Source organism: Aeoliella straminimaris (assembly GCF_024054565.1).
Taxonomy (GTDB): Bacteria; Planctomycetota; Planctomycetia; order Pirellulales; family Lacipirellulaceae; genus Aeoliella; species Aeoliella straminimaris.
The window spans coordinates 378,915-396,182 of the sequence record NZ_JAMXLR010000026.1; the positions used below are offsets into that span (position 1 = coordinate 378,915).

At 60.0% G+C, this 17,268-nt stretch carries 17 protein-coding genes; 12 read left to right on the forward strand and 5 right to left on the reverse strand.

From position 1 onward, the window contains the following. Positions 1-20 precede the first annotated feature (20 nt). From NG895_RS08345 to NG895_RS08355, 3 genes are all read right to left on the reverse strand, one after another. On the reverse strand, positions 21-1,376 hold the full coding sequence (locus NG895_RS08345; protein ID WP_252852016.1) for a Gfo/Idh/MocA family protein: 1,356 nt from the start codon (positions 1,374-1,376) through the stop codon (positions 21-23). 104 nt (positions 1,377-1,480) lie between these two features. Further along, on the reverse strand, positions 1,481-2,227 hold the full coding sequence (locus tag NG895_RS08350; protein ID WP_252852017.1) for a 4'-phosphopantetheinyl transferase family protein: 747 nt from the start codon (positions 2,225-2,227) through the stop codon (positions 1,481-1,483). Next, positions 2,224-3,015: a thioesterase II family protein gene (locus tag NG895_RS08355; protein ID WP_252852018.1), complete on the reverse strand. Its 792-nt coding sequence runs from the start codon at positions 3,013-3,015 to the stop codon at positions 2,224-2,226. The genes NG895_RS08350 and NG895_RS08355 overlap by 4 nt, the downstream gene beginning before the upstream one ends. A 599-nt stretch (positions 3,016-3,614) precedes the next feature. Here NG895_RS08355 and NG895_RS08360 point away from each other — a divergent pair. Next, entirely contained in the window at positions 3,615-5,837 is a 2,223-nt protein-coding gene (locus NG895_RS08360) for an AMP-binding protein (protein ID WP_252852019.1), read from the forward strand. A 15-nt stretch (positions 5,838-5,852) separates the two neighbouring features. Here NG895_RS08360 and NG895_RS08365 read toward each other — a convergent pair whose 3' ends face one another. Beyond that, a complete protein-coding gene (locus NG895_RS08365) occupies positions 5,853-6,365 on the reverse strand; it encodes a coiled-coil domain-containing protein (RefSeq protein ID WP_252852020.1) in 513 nt (170 codons plus the stop codon). 231 nt (positions 6,366-6,596) lie between these two features. On the opposite strand from NG895_RS08365, the gene NG895_RS08370 reads away from it, so the two are divergent. The 8 genes from NG895_RS08370 (at position 6,597) to dnaB (ending at position 14,267) form a co-directional block, all read left to right on the forward strand. After that, positions 6,597-7,547: a ribose-phosphate diphosphokinase gene (locus NG895_RS08370; RefSeq protein WP_252852021.1), complete on the forward strand. Its 951-nt coding sequence runs from the start codon at positions 6,597-6,599 to the stop codon at positions 7,545-7,547. 676 nt (positions 7,548-8,223) lie between these two features. Further along, positions 8,224-9,294 carry a hypothetical protein gene (locus NG895_RS08375; RefSeq protein WP_252852022.1) on the forward strand — a complete coding sequence of 357 codons (1,071 nt, stop codon included), beginning with the start codon at positions 8,224-8,226 and terminating at the stop codon, positions 9,292-9,294. A 504-nt stretch (positions 9,295-9,798) separates the two neighbouring features. After that, positions 9,799-10,437, forward strand: a complete 639-nt coding sequence (locus NG895_RS08380) for a 50S ribosomal protein L25 (protein WP_252852023.1) — start codon at positions 9,799-9,801, stop codon at positions 10,435-10,437. A gap of 56 nt (positions 10,438-10,493) precedes the next feature. After that, complete coding sequence (pth, locus tag NG895_RS08385; protein WP_252852024.1) at positions 10,494-11,051, forward strand: aminoacyl-tRNA hydrolase; 558 nt, start codon at positions 10,494-10,496, stop codon at positions 11,049-11,051. A gap of 41 nt (positions 11,052-11,092) precedes the next feature. Beyond that, positions 11,093-11,488 (forward strand): 30S ribosomal protein S6, encoded by a 396-nt coding sequence (gene rpsF, locus NG895_RS08390; protein WP_252852025.1) that lies wholly within the window; start codon positions 11,093-11,095, stop codon positions 11,486-11,488. Positions 11,489-11,614: 126 nt separating this feature from the next. Then, on the forward strand, positions 11,615-12,073 hold the full coding sequence (locus tag NG895_RS08395; protein WP_252852026.1) for a single-stranded DNA-binding protein: 459 nt from the start codon (positions 11,615-11,617) through the stop codon (positions 12,071-12,073). 106 nt (positions 12,074-12,179) lie between these two features. After that, positions 12,180-12,704: a 50S ribosomal protein L9 gene (gene rplI, locus NG895_RS08400; RefSeq protein ID WP_252852027.1), complete on the forward strand. Its 525-nt coding sequence runs from the start codon at positions 12,180-12,182 to the stop codon at positions 12,702-12,704. A gap of 120 nt (positions 12,705-12,824) precedes the next feature. Next, positions 12,825-14,267 (forward strand): replicative DNA helicase, encoded by a 1,443-nt coding sequence (dnaB, locus tag NG895_RS08405; RefSeq protein ID WP_341871436.1) that lies wholly within the window; start codon positions 12,825-12,827, stop codon positions 14,265-14,267. Here the strand turns inward: dnaB and NG895_RS08410 are convergent. After that, a complete protein-coding gene (locus NG895_RS08410; protein WP_252852028.1) occupies positions 14,264-14,890 on the reverse strand; it encodes an SGNH/GDSL hydrolase family protein in 627 nt (208 codons plus the stop codon). The genes dnaB and NG895_RS08410 overlap by 4 nt on opposite strands. Before the next feature lie 302 nt (positions 14,891-15,192). Between NG895_RS08410 and NG895_RS08415 the strand changes: the two genes are divergently transcribed. The 3 genes from NG895_RS08415 to NG895_RS08425 all read left to right on the forward strand — a co-directional run bounded on the left by NG895_RS08415 (position 15,193) and on the right by NG895_RS08425 (position 17,241). Next, positions 15,193-15,516: an ArsR/SmtB family transcription factor gene (locus tag NG895_RS08415; protein WP_252852029.1), complete on the forward strand. Its 324-nt coding sequence runs from the start codon at positions 15,193-15,195 to the stop codon at positions 15,514-15,516. A 75-nt stretch (positions 15,517-15,591) separates the two neighbouring features. Next, entirely contained in the window at positions 15,592-16,992 is a 1,401-nt protein-coding gene (locus NG895_RS08420) for a permease (RefSeq protein ID WP_252852030.1), read from the forward strand. Between the two features lie 12 nt (positions 16,993-17,004). Then, positions 17,005-17,241, forward strand: a complete 237-nt coding sequence (locus NG895_RS08425; protein ID WP_252852031.1) for a thioredoxin family protein — start codon at positions 17,005-17,007, stop codon at positions 17,239-17,241. The last annotated feature ends 27 nt before the right edge of the window (positions 17,242-17,268 follow it).

Below are 17,268 nucleotides of genomic sequence, written 5' to 3' on the forward strand. Positions count from 1 at the left end.
AGCTACGCCAGCAGCCTGCTCTAGCTGGCCTGGGCCGTTTGCCCCTCGCCTGGCGCTTCGATTCGTGGAATCTCAAACCCGGGGCGTTGCCTGCGGGCGAAGAATGTGGCCGCCTGGTCGTCGCCGGTGATCTGCTCGGCCTTAGGATCCCAGTTGATCTTGCGATTCAGGCGGGATGCTACGGACGAAAGATGGCAGATGTTCATGGCCTGGACATGGCTGAACACGTCCGACACTGGTTGACCACCTTCGCGGATGCAGCGGTAGAAGTTGCTCTTGTGACCTTCGTACGGCTTACCCTTGTAGAGCTTCTCGACGTCGGCGGTGGTGAACTCGCCCTCGTCCCATTTCTCTTCGATCGGCTTGCCGGTAATCTTGCCGCGATTGACGAAGATGCGACCCTTGGTGCCTTCGAAGAGGATGCCATTCTCGCCCCGACTGGTAACATGCAGCACCGTGCCATTGTCGTACTTGCAAACCACGTCGAAGTCGTGCGAGGTGTTGTACTTATTGTCGACCGTGGGATAGCCGTTCTCAAACGGCACGGGATGATTCGCATCGGTACCGTCGACTTCCACAGGGCCCTTGCCTTCGCCCTGCTGATCGAGCGCCCAGGTGGCGATGTCCACATGGTGCGCCCCCCAGTCGGTGAACTTTCCGCCGGAGTATTCGTACCACCAACGAAATTCGTAGTGGCACCGCTTTTCCATGTAGTCGGTCAATGGCGCCTGGCCAAGCCACATGTACCAGTCGAGGTCCGCCGGAGGCACCACCGCCTTGAACGGGCCACCCGTCGGACTGCCATTGATGCCGGCCGTAACCTTGGTGATGTCGCCCAGCAAACCCTTTTGCACCATATTCACCGCCCGCAAGAACAAATCCTTCTGACTGCGCTGCTGCGTCCCCACGGTGAATACCAGATCGGGATACTTCTTACAGGCGTTGCGAATCAGTTGGTTCTCTTCCAGCGTCAAGGTAAGCGGCTTCTGGCAGAACACGTGCTTCCCGGCCTGCAGAGCTTCGATGGCAATCTTCACGTGCCAGTGATCGGGCGTGACGATGCTCACCACGTCGATGTCGTCGCGGTCGAGCACCTTGCGATAGTCCTCATACATATCGGCTTTGCCTTTGCCGATATTGTCATCGTTCTTAGCTCGCCTGGCATGCCCCATGTCAACGTCGCATACAGCGACCACGTCGCCAAAGTGGGCATGTCCCCGTGCATCCCCGGTACCCATGCTGCCCACACCGATGCAACCGATATTCGGACGGTCGTTCTTCTCGTCGTTGGCAAACGCCTTCTGGTTCCACGCAAAGTAAGGTACGGCAGCAGCGGCAGCTGAAGTAGCCAAGAACTGGCGACGGGAGGTGGGCATGATGGATCTCGCCTGCGGGAATGGAACTCAGGAACGAATGCAAACCCTGAGTATATCGCGGTCGCGCGAGAAACTCAAAGTAGATTTCAGGAAACCGGAATTTGCTACCGCGGACTTTCCGCCCATGCAAAACAGCGAACCACACTCGGCTCGAAGGCTGTGGCAACGGCTCCGTAGCTGTTGGTCGACATCGTGAGATCGGCCAGCCAACATACCTCCAGGTCCGTGTTCCACTGCGAAGGCAATTCAAACTTGCAGAAATCAGATGTGACGGCAATCAATTCCAACGTGCGAACCGACGCCCCGAGCCCTAGTCCGGTGACTTTCACCGCCGCTTCCTTGCGAGTCCAGATTTGCAGGAAGTAGCCCAAAGCTCCATCGTCGTCCAGGGCGATAACGTCCATTTGTTCGTTGTCGGTAAAATGCTTACCAGCCAATCTCCGCAGGTTGCTGACGGAACGATGACGTTCGACATCCACCCCTACCGGCTGCTTGCCGATGACCAACACGCTCTCGTCGCCTGAATGAGACAAGTTGAATTCAAACGGTCGCCCCGGCAGAAAGGGCTTGCCCTTGGGCTCGTCATTGAACACCACGTCGCCCGGTTCGCAACCAAGATATCCGGCCAGCAGTTGTCGCTGCCCCCCATGCGAGGCGAGGAATCGCTGGCGAAGATCGGGAGTGGCCAGACGCTGATGCCGGGCTCGCTCGTTGGCATCCAGTTGCTCGAGCCACCGGTCCTGCAAGTCGTCGATCGTCCATCGCCAGAGGTGCAGTTCGCCTTCCCCCGGAACCGCTGGCATGTCGTCCGCGGAGACGGGGGTCGCATTGGCCAGCGAGAGTTCAATCAAGAGATTGCTCCCCCAGCTTCTGGAAGCTGATTGCAGATGAGCGACAGGGGCGCAGGCATCCTGGCTTCGCCGGCGCCCACTTCGCGACGTGGCGCGGGGTGCAGAAAGAAATGCCCCCCCGGAAACAACCGCATTTGAAATTGGGCCGAAGTCACTCCGCGCCATTCATTTAGCCGGTGAGGGCTTACTCCCACGTCGTTGGTGCCCCCAATGGCCAGGATGTCGATCGGCAGTGGCTCGCTCGGTTGGTAGTCGTAGGTTTCGATCATCTGGATGTCGGCCCGCAGCGCCGGCAGCACCATGGCCATTAATTCTGGGTGATTGCGCACCGCGTCGGGGATGCCGTCATAGCGGTCGGACACGGCTTCGATGAATTGATCGTCGGGCAAATGACCGATGGGCGATTTGGCGGGACCGCCTCGGGGTGCGCCACAAGCGGCCACCACTAACTTGGTGGGAGCAAACTGCGAAGTGTCGAGTAACCGCCGCGCAACTTCCAGCGCTACGTAACCTCCCAGGCTGTGACCAACAAATATCGATGGTAGCGGTGCCAGCGATGCCACCGCTTCGGCTGCGTCGTCGGCCAGTTTTGCCAAATCGGTGTATGCCGGCTCGGCCATACGATCTTCGCGACCTGGCAGCCGCATGGGCACCAGCGCCACGTCGTCCGGCAAGTACCGCGACCAGCGATAAAAAGCGGCTGCTCCGCCTCCGGCATGGGGAAAACAAAACAGCCTTCGCTTGGCCTGGGTGGACCGCGTTGTTGGCAGTAAAGGGTGGCGGGACACTCGAAACTTGGCTTTCGTTAGAACCTTGCAGCGGCAGCTTGCGTTGTAACACCCTGCGGCTTTCATCGTAGTAGAAGCCGTAACAGTCGTTGCCCGAACCCGGCCGGTGTCGGCATGCTGACCACCTTCAGCCAGGGCGGCAGAGCTGGAATAGGACCTGTAACCTTAGCGCCGACAAACATTTGCGCTAACGGCAGCACCGGCGATTTCGGCATCGCCAGGTTGGCAGTCTGTGCTGCCTATTGTGATTGTACGTTTTTTGCGAGGGTCTTACGCCGCCTGTTTTTTATACCTAAAATGGTCGTCTTGCCAGGGCAGGCGTTCCCCTGGCATGGGGAGCCCATTCGCTAGGAAGGCGGTGCTTCGGCGGGGGAAGGTCGGATCGCATCGAGAACGCATAATACTGCGGACCGATCGGTCTGAAGGGGCGACAAAGGCCAAGTTGGTATGCCCCGCAGCTTTGTTCCGATACCGAAAAAGAGTGCACCTTCGGCTGACGTTGCCTATCCTAGGTGGATAGCCGTTCGACATTCGAAGCCACCCGCCTAACATAAAATAACGATGCGGCCACTACGGACCGCATCCCCACGAATCAAACTATGGCATCCGTTATCCTGCAACGCGCTCGCACGCTCGAGACGATGGTTGACCTGCTCCGCCAACAGGCGGCCAGGTTCGGCGATCGCACGGCGTACGTTTATCTCGACGAGCAGAACGGCCAGCAGCCCATCAGCTTCCGCGAACTGGACCAGCGGGCTAAAGCCATTGCCAGTCGCCTGAGTGCGGAACTCGAACTCGGCGAACGCGTGCTGCTGGTTTACCCGGCGGGGCTCGAGTTCATCTCGGCCTTTTTCGGATGCTTGTATGCTGGCGTGGTGGCTGTGCCGGCCACCTATCCAAAGCCACGTCGCCCGCTGCCGCGGATGGCGAGCATCGCTCGCGACAGCGGGGCTCGCGTGGCCCTGACCACTCGGCAGACACTCGACACCGTTGATATGTCGCAGCAGGACGAGGTAGTGGCCGCCATGCACTGGATGGCCACCGACGAAGTACCGAGCAGCGAAGCGGACGACTGGAATCGGCCGGATATCGACGCCGAACAACTGGCCTTTCTGCAATACACCTCCGGCTCGACCAGCGATCCCAAGGGCGTGATGGTCAGCCACGGCAACCTGCTCGCTAACCTGGAGGCCATTCGTCAGTCGTTCGGCATCGAAGTCGATCTATCGGGCCGCGAGAAGATTGCCACCGGTGTGTTCTGGTTGCCCGCCTATCACGACATGGGCCTGATCGGCGGCATCCTCACTCCGTTGTACGTAGGCGGTCGCAGTGTCCTGATGGCGCCCGCGGCCTTCCTGCAAAAACCGATGCGGTGGCTGGAAGCAATCGACCACTACGAAGCCACCATCAGCGGCGCTCCGAACTTCGCCTACGAGTACTGCGTCAAGCGAACCAAACCCGAAGAGCGCGCGAAGCTCGATTTCTCCAACTGGCAGCTTGCCTTCTGCGGGGCCGAACCAATCCGGGCCGAGACGGTGCGCCAATTCACCGAGGCGTTTGCCGCCAGCCGGTTCCGGCCCGATGCGTTCTACCCGTGCTACGGGTTGGCCGAAAACACGTTGCTGGCCGCTGGCAGCGAACACCGTCGACCGCCGACCATTTTGCGGGTCGACCGCGCTGCCCTGGCCGAGGGCAACGTGGAGGTTGCCGTCAACGGAAGCAGCGACCACGTGCAGGAACTGGTTGGCTGCGGCACGGCCCCCGCCCAGCATCGTGTTGAAATCCTCCATCCACTCACCGGTCAGATGTGCCCCGAAGACGTGGTGGGCGAGATCGTGTTGCAGGGGCCCAGCGTGGCCAAGGGTTACTTCGGCCGCGCCGAAGAGATCAACCGCAACTTCCACGCCCGCGTGCGTGGTATTGAGGGCGAGTTCCTCAGCACAGGCGACCTGGGCTTCTTCCACCGCGGCGAATTGTTCGTCACCGGGCGGCTGAAGGACGTGATCATCATTCGCGGCCGCAATCACTATCCCCAGGACATCGAAGCCACCGCCGAATCGGCCCACCCTGCCCTGATGCCGGGTGCCGCGTTCAGCGTGACCGTGGGCGATGAGGAAAAACTGGTGGTGGTCAACCAGATCGACCGCCAATTCGACAAAAGCGAGTATTCCAACGTCATCAGCGTGATGCGTCAGGCGGTGGCCGAGCAGCACGAACTTGACGTGCACGCCGTGGTGCTCATCCGGCAATCGTCGCTGCCGGTTACTTCCAGCGGCAAGGTTCAGCGGTCGCTCACCCGCGACCAGTACATGGAGGGTAAACTGCGTGTCGTTCACGAATGGAAAGCCCCAGTCCGATCCGCCTCGTCCAACGGTCAAAAGCGAACAGAACAAAACGGGCAAGCTGCTCGCAGCAATCAACTCGTTGGCGACGTCTTTGGTGTCGAGCAAACAGCCGAGAGGATCGAGGCCTGGCTGGAAGAATGGCTGGTAGACCGCGTAGGACTCGACCCGGCCGACATCCACCGCGACAAGCCGTTTGCCGAGTTCGGTGTCGACTCGCTGACGGCCGTGGAACTGAGCCACGAGCTGGAAGAAGAATTCGGCGTGCCGCTACCGCCGATCGTGGCGTGGAACTATCCCACGCCCGCCGCCCTGTCGCGATACCTGGCCGAGCAATCCATCGGCCAGGACGACGAATCGCCAGCCGCCGTGGAAGAGCCGGAAGCACAAGCGGCCGACGAAGACCTCGAAGCACTGCTCGCCGAAATCGAGGGGATGAGCGACGAGGAAGCCCAGCGCATGCTGGACGGCGAATCGTAGTTCGAAGCGACCCGACTAATTCGCTATCGACTGTCGCACGTCGATTTTCAAATCCCTTACGTCTTTGGCACGTATATTTCTTGAAGGGCCGATCGCGTTTCTTGGCGCGACCCCAGTCAGCACCCCCTCGTATCGGACACCGTCAACCTCGTATCTCGCCGGACCGGAAAGCACACAGTCGCCATTAGGCAAGATGTCCTCCACGGTGGCCATGATGGTAGGAACCAACCTTTTCCCACCAGGGATTCGCCGCATTTCACTCGTGACCCCCGGATTCTGAATAGGACTCGCAAAGTACACCACCAAGGCATCGTTTTGGCGGATCAGTCGGAGGTCGCTGGGGCGCATTGGCGGTGCCAACCGCTCTTCCAACTTGGCAATCCGAGCCTGCAACTGCTCGGCCAGCGACTTCAGTTCGGCTAGCTCTGTACGCAGCGCCACGTGGTCCGCTGGCTGCTCGGCATGCAGAGCCCCAGCGGCCGTGAGTACGATCAGGCAGGTGCTGGCAACTAGTCGAATTCGAGACATAGCCAGGGGCCTCCAGGTCAAAATGGTGGATAAATAGCGCGGCGCAGGGTAGCAAACGCCCAGCGGGCCGAGCAACGTCAATCCGCCTGGTCGCCAGGTGGACAACCGGTCCGCCCCGGCTATCAAATCTGGAGGAATCTTGGCAAAATGCAGTGCCCCGAGGGCGTGGCGGCGCGCCCCTGACACCTTTGCTCGCCAACCTGTGGTGGACCTTCCTTGGGCACTTTCTCGATGCAAGACATCAAACTATTTAGCGGTACCGCGAACCCCGAACTCAGCAAGCAAATTGCCGACTATCTGGGCGTGCCGCTCGGCAAGGTGTCGCTCGGCCGGTTTCCCGACGGCGAGATCTCCTGCAAGATCGACGAAGACATCCGCGGCCGCGACATCTTCCTCATCCAGCCCACCTGCCCTCCGGTGAATGAGAACCTCATGGAACTGTTGATCATGATCGACAGTTGCTTGCGGGCGAGTGCCGAACGTATCACGGCCGTCATCCCCTACTACGGCTATGCCCGCCAGGACCGCAAGGACGAAGGCCGCGTGCCGATCACTGCCAAGTTGGTGGCGAACCTGATCACCCGGGCCGGCGCCGATCGTGTGCTGACCATGGACCTGCACGCCGCGCAGATTCAAGGCTTCTTCGACGTACCGGTCGATCACCTGTACGCCGCGCCCGTGCTGAACCAACACTTCCTGGACTCAGACATCGACCTCGACGAAATCGTGATCGTCAGTCCCGATGAAGGCAGCATCAAACGCGCCTTGGGGCACTCGAAGCGACTCGGTGGCGAAGTAGCGATCATCGACAAGCGCCGCACCAGCGCCGAAACCACCGTGCAGGCCAACCTGCTGGGCGGTGCCGTCGAAGGCAAAGTGGCCCTGTTGTTCGACGACATGATCTCCACCGCCGGCTCGATCTGCGGCGCCGCGCAAGTGCTGCACGACTTCGGCGCGAAAGAAATCCATGTTGGTATCACGCACGCGGTGTTCTGCGGCCCGGCACTCGACCGCTTGTCGAACGCTAACCTCACGAGCCTGGTATGCACCAACTCCATCCCGCTGAGCACCGAAGTCCGCGAGCGGCTGCCACAATTGGTCACGCTGCCAGTCGACCAACTCGTGGGCGACGCCATCAAGGCGATTCACCGGAACGAGTCGGTGAGTAAGTTGTTCCGGTAGCAGCAGGTTAAAGCTTCGATCCGCAGCGAATGGTCCCTCTAGCCGGACCGCCACGCGGTCCGCGAGAACCTCTCGAGACCAACGTTGTCCCAGACCGGAGCCGAGTGCCGCTCACTGTTTTGGGACCAGTTCTACGTTGCGAATCCGTGGTCCCAAAACTCCCACCGTTTTGGTTCCACCCTAGTGGTGAAAACCCTGGTTTTACTGGCCAAACCATGCGAAGGAGGGAACAGAATCCTCCGCGTTGTTCTCCGCATGTTCGGTGAGTTGTACCAATACTCGGCCAGTTGAACCAAAACTCTTCGGCCAGACGGCGAAGGGCAAGCCCGAGCCTCACCTGCTCAGCACGAACCAACAGCGCGCCCCTCCAGCGCAGCCCCCAGGCCTACAACTTACAGCCCAGAGCCTACAGCCCAATCCAAATTGCCAAACAGCCGAGCGAACCTATCGCCACCCCCACATTGGACCAGATCGCCGCGCGATTTCTACAGCGATTATTTTACACCGGCTGTTTTACCATCTACGACGCAAGGTCCCGGTAGTCGGACTGGCAAGAATTCGGACCACACGACTCGGCACTTTACTGGAGTTGAAGTTTCACATCGAGCAGCCGAGGGGGTGTATGATTTAAACATCGGCCCTTATTCGATTGGTGACCCCTCGGGGAGATGTACCCGTGAAGTACGCTAAAGTCGCATGCGTGAGTTTGCTGCTGTTTGCTGGCTGTTGGCTCTCAGGCCATGACTCGGTACGGGCTCAGGATGATCCGTCTGATGATAATTCGTTTGAGGCGCTTATCGACCAGATTTTCGACCGCTATTCCGTCGATGATTCGGATGCGCCCCCCGAAGCGGAAGTGCGACCTTTTCCAGGCAAGCTTTCCCGAGTGCTTGGTCATCAGCAAGTATTCGACAAGAGTCTTGCCGAGCGATTTGGAGTCTCAGGGCTATACAGCGATGCGAGAGAAGATTGGCCGGAGTCGCAGGTGATTTGGGCTTCGCCAGAGGTAGACAAGCTACAACGCTTGCTGGCGCAGCCACTGAAAAAGGAAGGCTTCCAGTTCAAGGATATGCCATTGTCGGAAGTGGCCGACTTCGTCAGAAAAGAGTACGGGCTTAAGGTACAGCTAGACCCTTCATCTTTCGATGACCTGGGGCTTTCAGAAGACGAAAAGCTCGATGCAAACTTGAGCGAGATGTCGCTAGGCGCGGCGCTGAAGCTCACGCTGCACGAGGTCGAATTAACTTACATTCTCGTGCACGATACGGTGGTGATTGCCAGTGAGGATGAATCTTTCGCCTGGCCTTTGGTCGGAATCTATCCTGTCGGCGACCTGCTCGAAGTAAAGCAGGGGGCTGCCTCTTCCGCCAAGACACGGGGCCTTGCTCAATACCCGGAAGATATCGCTCATCTTATCGAGATTATCCAGGCCACCTGCTGTGTGGATGGCTGGGGAGGCGACGACGGATACATCGCAGCGATGCAGCCCAACTTGCTCATCGTCAGGCACCGCGAGGAAGTGCACCAGGAGATCCAAAATCTTCTCTCGGCGTTAAGGCTAGCCAGGCAACATCGGTTCGCGCTGCCTTTAGAGTCTCGGGAGAATGGCAAGCGTTCTGGGACTCGTGCCCAACGCAAGGAGAAGCCGAAACAAAGCAGCAAAGCTGTGGAAGGCGGTGGAGGTGGTTTCGGTGGGGGTGACGGTAGACTCGGCGGCGAAGATTTCGGCGGTGGCGGGGCGTTCTAGTAAGTTCGGCGAAGCTCTGGCTCAGTTGCCGTAACAGCACAAGCTCGTCGCGGCCTACGACGCTCCTTCGCGCCTTTGCGTGAGAAATCGCCCGTGCCGGACCTACGCGGGGGCTTGTTTCAGCCAGAGGTTGCTGTGCTCTTTCGTTCGGCCGTTTCTGAGCTTGGTCGGCGAGATTCCCACGTTTGCAATGCTGTTCTACCTGCAAAGCCAGATTCTTAGGTCGCCTAGGCTCCTTCCGGTTTACACGACTCGCCCCCACTCGTGCCGCCTTCCCCGGCGATTTCCCGGTCAAAACCACCCCAATACGGCCATCCGGCCCGCGGGGCCGGCCGATTCTACCCAGGCCGCCCAAAATGACCCGAAATTCACCTCGGGGACCGCTTGCAATCTCGGCCAAAACTCGCAAAATGAGGGATTCTGCCAATTCAATTCGGGCGGACCCTCTGGGCGGCAATCGCTGCATGCCCGGGAACGGGGCGGCCCGCTTGTGAGAACGCCAAGATGTCTGAAACACTGAACGTCAAGAAACGCGAGAAACTCGGCACACGGGCGAGCGACCGCCTCCGCTCCGAAGGCCTTTGCCCCGCCGTGCTGTATGGCCACAACGAGCCTTCGGTAAGCTTGGCCGTGCCGTACGAAGAGCTGTCGACCACGCTCCGCCACGGCGCTAAGATTGTGCAACTGGCCGGCGACGAAAAGGGCCAGGCGCTGCTGCAGGACCTGCAGTGGGACACTTTTGGCCGCTACGTGCTGCACGCCGACCTATTGCGGGTCGCGGCTGGCGAACGAGTACACGTTGAGATCCCCGTCGAAGCCAAGGGGCAGGCCCCCGGCGAAGACGAAGGCGGCATGATGACCTGGGTAAACCACTCGGTGGAAATCGAGGTCACGCCGGCGAACGTTCCTGAGAAGCTGCACATCGATCTGGCCAATGTCCACCTGGGCGACACCGTGACCGCTTCGGCCGTGATCGACCTGCCCGAGGGTGCGAAGCTGCTGACCGACGCCGATCGGGTGCTGCTGAATTGCGTCGCCCCGCTGGCCGAAGAGCCTGAGGAAGAAGAAGCCCTGGGCACCACCGGCGCCGAACCAGAATTGGTTGGCCAGAAGCCCGAGGACGAGGAAAGTTCGGAAGAATAACACACGCCACCCGGTTGGGAGAACCGACCAGTGGTTAGCGGGGATAGCTGACAACCATGAAGATGATCGTGGGGCTCGGCAACCCCGGCAAGAAGTACGACAACACGAGACACAACGTAGGATTTGAGTTAATCGGCGAACTGGCCAAACGCTGGCAAGCCGATAGGTTTCGCGACAAGCACCAGTCGCAATTGGCCGAGATCGCCCTGGCCGGCGAGAAGGTTCTGCTGGTGGCCCCGCAAACCTTTATGAACCTGTCCGGCGTTTCGGTTCGCTTGGCGGCCGACTTTTACAAGCTGCCACCCTCCGATTTGCTGGTAGTTTGCGACGACTTTAACCTGCCACTGGGCACGCTCCGCATGCGGACCAAGGGCTCGGCCGGCGGGCAAAATGGACTGGACAACATCATCCAGCAACTGGGCACCCAAGACTTTGCCCGGCTGCGAATCGGCATCGGACCGGTGCCGGAGCGGTGGAGTACAGTCGACTTCGTCCTGGGCAAGTTTGCCCGCGACGAACAGGAACTGGCCGACCAAACCATCCGCCGAACCGCCGATGCGGTAGAATGCTGGGTGCGGCAAGGTCCGACCGCCGCGATGAACCAGTTTAACTAAGATACCCAACGCCCCCACTGACTCCCCACGGAGACGCAAAATTGTCCACCCAAGTTTACGAAGGCCTGTTCCTCTTCGACGCCAATAAGTTTGCCCGCGACCAGCAGGGTCTTCCTGCCGAAGTTGAGCAAATGGTTGTCGATGGTGGCGGCGAGGTTGTCGTCAGTCGACTGTGGGAAGAACGCCGCTTGGCCTACCCGATCAAGGGCCAGCGGAAGGGCACCTACTGGCTGATTTACTTCCGCAGCCCCACGGACGCCATCACCCCGCTGAACCGCAAGTGCGAACTGCACGACGGCGTACTGCGTCAGCTGGTGCTGAAGATTCACCCCAGCCTGGTCGAGCCGATCCTGGCTCACGCCCAGGGCACCGGCCAGCCGGAAGAAGAGCCCTCCGAGGAAGAAGCCGGCGAACCGGTCGCCGCTGGAGCCGAATAATCCGCGGCCCAATCGCCGGTCGTTCCGCCAGCCGGGCAAACTGCTTGCTGGTCGAAAGTCGATCGGGTAGACTTGGCCCATCGGTTCAAATGTACAGATACTCCTTCCCCACGGACGAGGCACAGCATGGCAAGCTTTAATCGAGTGATTCTGGTCGGAAACCTGACCCGCGATCCCGAGCTGCGCTACCTGCCGAGCGGAACCGCGGTGGCCGAGATTGGCATGGCCGTCAACGAGCGGGTGAAGAAGAACGACCAGTGGACAGACGAGGTCAACTTCTTCGACGTCACCCTGTGGGGTCGCACCGCGGAAGTGGCCAACGAGTACCTGAGCAAGGGCTCGCCCCTGCTGATCGAAGGCCGCCTGAAGTACGACACTTGGGAGAAGGACGGCCAAAAGCGCTCGAAGGTGAAGATCATCGGCGAGAAGATGCAAATGCTCAGTGGTGGTGGTGGCGGAGGAGGCGGCGGCGGTGGCCGCAGTGCCCCCCAACGCCAGCCGGCCGCCAGCAAGTCAAGCGGCTCGGGCTACGACGACTACTCGTCCCCGCCCAGCATGCCTCCGGACGACGAAATCCCGTTCTAGGTGGCAAACCCCTCGAGTGGCAAACCCAGCCAAGCCAAAACAGAAGGTGTCCTGACGGGCCCTGCTTACAAGAAATACAACTGAACCCGCAACCGACCAACCAGCCATGCAAACCAAAGTCAAGCGTAAGAACAAGGGATTCAAGCGTCTTCCCACCGGCCCCCACGGTGGCGTTCAGCTGCTGTTGATCCAGTCGGTTCCCGACTTGGGTAAGCAGGGCGAAGTGGTTGAGGTAAAGCGTGGCTACGCACTGAATTATCTCATTCCTCAAGGCCTGGCAACCGTCGCTACCGAGCATCACCAACGGATGGTCGATAAGCATAAGGTCAAGCTACAGCAAATCGAGCTCGCCCGTCAGGCCGAGCTGCGAAGCTACGCTGCCGAAATCGCCAAGCAAAGCGTTACTATCGAGGCCAATGCCACCGAGGATGGCCATCTGTACGGTAGCGTTGGCGCCGCCGAGATTGTTGCCGCTCTGAAGAAGAACGACATCAATCTCCATGCCGATCAAATTCGTCTCGAAGGCGTCCTGAAGGAACTGGGCCTCTACACCGTGAAGGTCCGCCTCTCCTCTGCGGTCGAAGGCGAAGTGAAGGTGTGGGTGGTGCCGACCGTCGCCGCCGACGAGTAAAGAGCTTGCGGTCCGTCCCTTCCCGCCGGGCATACCCCTGGGGGGAGACATCTGGGTGAGGATCCGGGAAACGGGGACTGCTGTTATTTCCCCAAACAGTCGCAGGAAGGAGTGTGCGCTGTGGCAGACGAACGTCGTAAGGACTCGGGACGTGGCGGCAGAGACGACAGACCCAAGGACACCGAGGGCCTGCTCGACCGCAAGATGCCGCAGTCGCTCGAGGCCGAGCGCGGCGTGCTGGGCAGCCTGCTGATTCTGCCCGAAAAGTTCGACGAAGTCGCCCTCATCCTTCGCGCCGACGATTTCTACGACGACGCCCACTCGCGCATCTACGCCCGCTTCGTCGAGATGCACGAATCGGGCAAGCAGATCGATCCGATGCTGCTGCTGCAGTTCTTACGCGACTCGGGCGACCTCGATATGGTGGGTGGCTCGTCGTACATCGCCGAACTGGGCGAAGCGGTTCCCACAGCGGCTCACGCCGAGTACTACGCCAAGATCGTTCACGAAAAGGCAACGTTGCGGTCGCTGATCCACGCCAGTACGGACATCATTCGCGACTCGTACGATCCGACGATGGATCCCCGCGAGATGCTCAGCCGCGCCGAAGAGCGGGTGTTCGCCATCCTGGAGGAAAAGGGCAACGCCCAGGTCACTTCGATCCGAGAGGTGCTGCACGAAGCACTCGCCCGGATCGACGCCCGTATGAAGAACGATCACGCCCACGGTGGCGTTGAGACGGGCTTTACCGACTTCGACGAGATGACCGGTGGGCTGCATGCCAACGAACTGCTGATCCTGGCGGCCCGCCCCAGTATGGGCAAAACGGCCTTCGCGTTGAATATTGTCGAGCACGTGGCCGTCAACACTCAGGCGCCGACGCTGTTCGTCAGCCTTGAAATGTCGAAGCTCGAACTCGGCGACCGCTTGCTCTGCTCGCGGGCCAAGGTGAACGGCCACCGACTGCGTAACGGTCACATCAGCAAGGAAGAAAGCCAGCTGCTAATCCGCACCGCAAACGAGGTAAGCACCGCGCCGCTGTACATCGACGACACGCCCGGTCGCACGATGACGGAAATCTCGGCCGCGGCCCGAAGGCTCAAGCGCCGCCACGGGCTGTCGCTGATCGTGATCGACTACCTGCAGCTGATCGAGCCGGATAACTCGCGCGACCCGCGGCAGGAACAGGTCTCGAAGATCGCCCGCCGCTTGAAAGGGCTGGCCCGCGAACTCGCGGTGCCCGTGCTCTGCCTAGCGCAGCTTAACCGCCAGGTCGAATCGACCAAGGACAACAAGCCCGCGCTCAGCCACTTGCGTGAATCGGGAGCCATCGAGCAGGACGCCGACGTGGTGATGTTCGTACACCGCGAAGAGTACTACCAGACGAACGATGAGGACCGCGAACGCGTTCGCGGCGAAGCCGATTTGCTGGTTCGCAAACAGCGTAACGGTCCCACCGGCGACGTGAAACTCACCTGGCTGCACGACTTTACCCGCTTTACGAACGCCGCGCCGGCGCCCCACGAAGAGTTTTCGAGCTATGGGGGCGGCGACGAATTCTAAAACGCTTTCAAACCGTAAGCGGCTCGAAAGTAGTCTTTTGTGAGGACGCACAACTTTTCGTGCCCCTGGGCGTTGCAGTGCAAGCCATCGGGCGCGAGTAGCGAGTTCATATCTACGCACTGCAGTTGCGTGAACAAGTCGAGCACTCCTGCCTGGCACCGCCTGGCAACCGCCACCAGCGCACTGCTGTAATCTTCCGCATCGCGGAGCAGGTAGTGACTGTCGGTATCCAGATAGGGCGAGGTCCGCGATTCGTCGAAGGGATACCCCGTCATCACAACGGTTTCGGTGATCGCTTGGGCATTGGAGATAAGCTCTTGCATCGCCTCGCGAAAACGTGGTAGCGGTACAGCGTTCGGTGCCTCGGCAAAGCCTTGCCGGCGGCAATCGTTGAAGCCGGGATAAACCATAATCAGATGCGGCCGACGCCGGGCAGCTTCGGGGGCGATGCGGTCGATCAAGCTGCGTGTCTGCTCGCCCCAAATGCCAAGGTTGTACACGCGGTGTCTGTTGTCGATGGACTCATACCAGAGTCGAAACCGATTCACAAAGCCACCGGCTTCGTCGTCGGCGGTGCCGTAGATGGAACTGGAGCCGAAGAAAGCGATTCGCTTGGGCGTCATGAGAAGGGTCCTGGAGGGGAGGTAAGGTCACCTGCCATGATCGAAACACCGACACTTGCCAAAGTTACCGTCGCCGGCCAACTGCGAGGGCGTTGCCTCCGCGCGTGTGACCACCAAGTTCACGCTATCTTGAAGAGTTACGGGTCCGGTTTCCACCTCTGTTCGATCCCAACTCCGACTAGAATCGCTTGCGAGTGAATGCAGGTTTGCAGGCCTGCGGATGCGAGTCCGACTTGACCCTCTGGGTGCTGCGACGTAAACTTGCATAAAGTTGCAAATACACAACTTCCGATATCAATACAATGAACCGAGCGGAACGAGCCAAGTACGAGACGCGGACCAAGGTGCTCAAGGCGCTAGCGCATCCGGCTCGGTTGAAGCTGGTCGATGTGCTCGCCGAGCAGGATGAAGTGTGCGTTTGTGAGCTGACCGAGGTGATTGGCATGGACATGTCGACTGTCTCGCGGCACCTCTCGCAACTCAAGAATGCTGGCATCGTCGAAAGCGACAAGCGGGGTCAGATGGTGTTTTACCGCTTGCGGGTGAAGTGCCTGAAGAGCCTGTTTAGCTGCATCGAGTCGGTAGTGAAGTGCAACGTCGACCAACAACTGAAGGTACTGTCGTAGCCGCTGCGTGGGGCGGCGTTTTTATTTGGTTAGATAGTTGCAAATTCATGCAAGTATACAAGCTGGTGCGTGACGATGAATCGGGAATGGAAGATCTTCGCGGCGTTTCTAGGCGTCTTTCTGTTCGCCTACTTCGTACCGCTGGCGACGCCGCAGTTCACCCCCCAGACGGATCCACTGGCGGCCAAGATCACGGGAGCCATTGTCGAGGCCTTCCTGCTGCTGCAGTGGTACGCTCGCAACCATACGCTCGCCTGTGTGGTACCGGCCCTGTTTATCGCTGGGGCGATCACCACGTTTCTGTCCAAAGAGTCGGTACTCAAGCACCTGGGGCCGAAGGCCAACAAGGTCGAGTCGTACTCGGTGGCTTCGGTCTCGGGCACGGTGCTGGCTGTCTGTTCGTGCAGCGTGCTGCCAATGTTCGCCGGCATCTACCGAATAGGCGCCGGTCTGGGGCCAGCCGCCTGCTTCCTCTACGCCGGTCCGGCCATCAATGTGCTCGCGATCTTTCTCACGGCCCGCGTCCTGGGTTGGGAGTTAGGCGTCGCCCGCGTGGTGGGCGCCATGGTGTTCGGCGTGATCATCGGCCTAGTCATGGCAGTACTGTTTCGCCGCAGCGAGGACGAGCGAACCGAAATTACGATGGCCCAGCCCGATCCTCCGGCGGCGAGCCGGCCCCTCTGGCAGAACACCTCGCTGCTGGCGGCGATGCTCGCCTTTCTGGTGTTCAGCGATTGGTTCAACCCGGGCGATAAAGTCGTCCAGTTAGCGGACGGGCAACAAATCGAGGCCACGCTGCAATACGAGACAGAGAACAGCTTCGACCTGCGACTCCAACAGGCCGCCTTGGGCCACCAGGCGTCGGAAGTGGTTCGGGTGGCCAAGACCCAAGTGGCCAGCATCGAAGACGTCGATAACTGGGTTACTCGCGTCTATCACTATCGTTGGTACCTGGCCGGTGCGATGGGCGTGCTGGTGGCGGTGATGAGCCTCGCATGGCTCGATCGCGACGACTTCGCCGAGTGGATGGGCAACACCTGGGAGTTCTCCAAGCTGTTGGTGCCGTTGCTGTTCGGTGGTGTCTTCGTCGTTGGCTTCTTGGGCGCTCTGATCCCCGAAAAGCAGGTTGCCGCCCTGGTGGGCGACAACAGTTTGCTGTCGAACCTAATCGCCTCGGTGGTGGGCTGCCTGTTTTACTTCGCCACGCTGACCGAAGTTCCCATCCTCGAAGCGTTGATGCGAAACGGAATGCACAACGGGCCGGCACTGGCCTTGCTACTGGCAGGGCCTGCGCTGTCGTTGCCAAGCATTCTCGTCATCCGCAGTGTTGTCGGCAACGCGAAGACGGCTGTCTTCGTGCTGCTGGTCGTGGTGATGGCGACCATCGCGGGGGCAAGCTTCGGAACACTCTATCCCACGGCGACAACCACGACCAATCAGGTCGCTACCGCCGCTGCTACCACAACCATCCCTTAGGAGGTTCACAAGATGATCACCATTCAAGTGCTGGGCACGGGCTGCAAGAAGTGCGTTTCGCTGAAAGAAAATGTCGAAGCGGCCGTCCAACAACTGGGCGTCGAAGCGGACGTGCAGAAGGTGGCTGACATCAACGAGATCGTGAAGTTCGGTGTCATGTCGACGCCTGCACTGGCCGTCAACGGCGAGGTGAAGATCGTTGGCAAAGTGGCTACGCCCGAGGAAATCATAGCCGTCCTGCCGCACTGACCGACAACTTCACTAACGGGAGTCTTA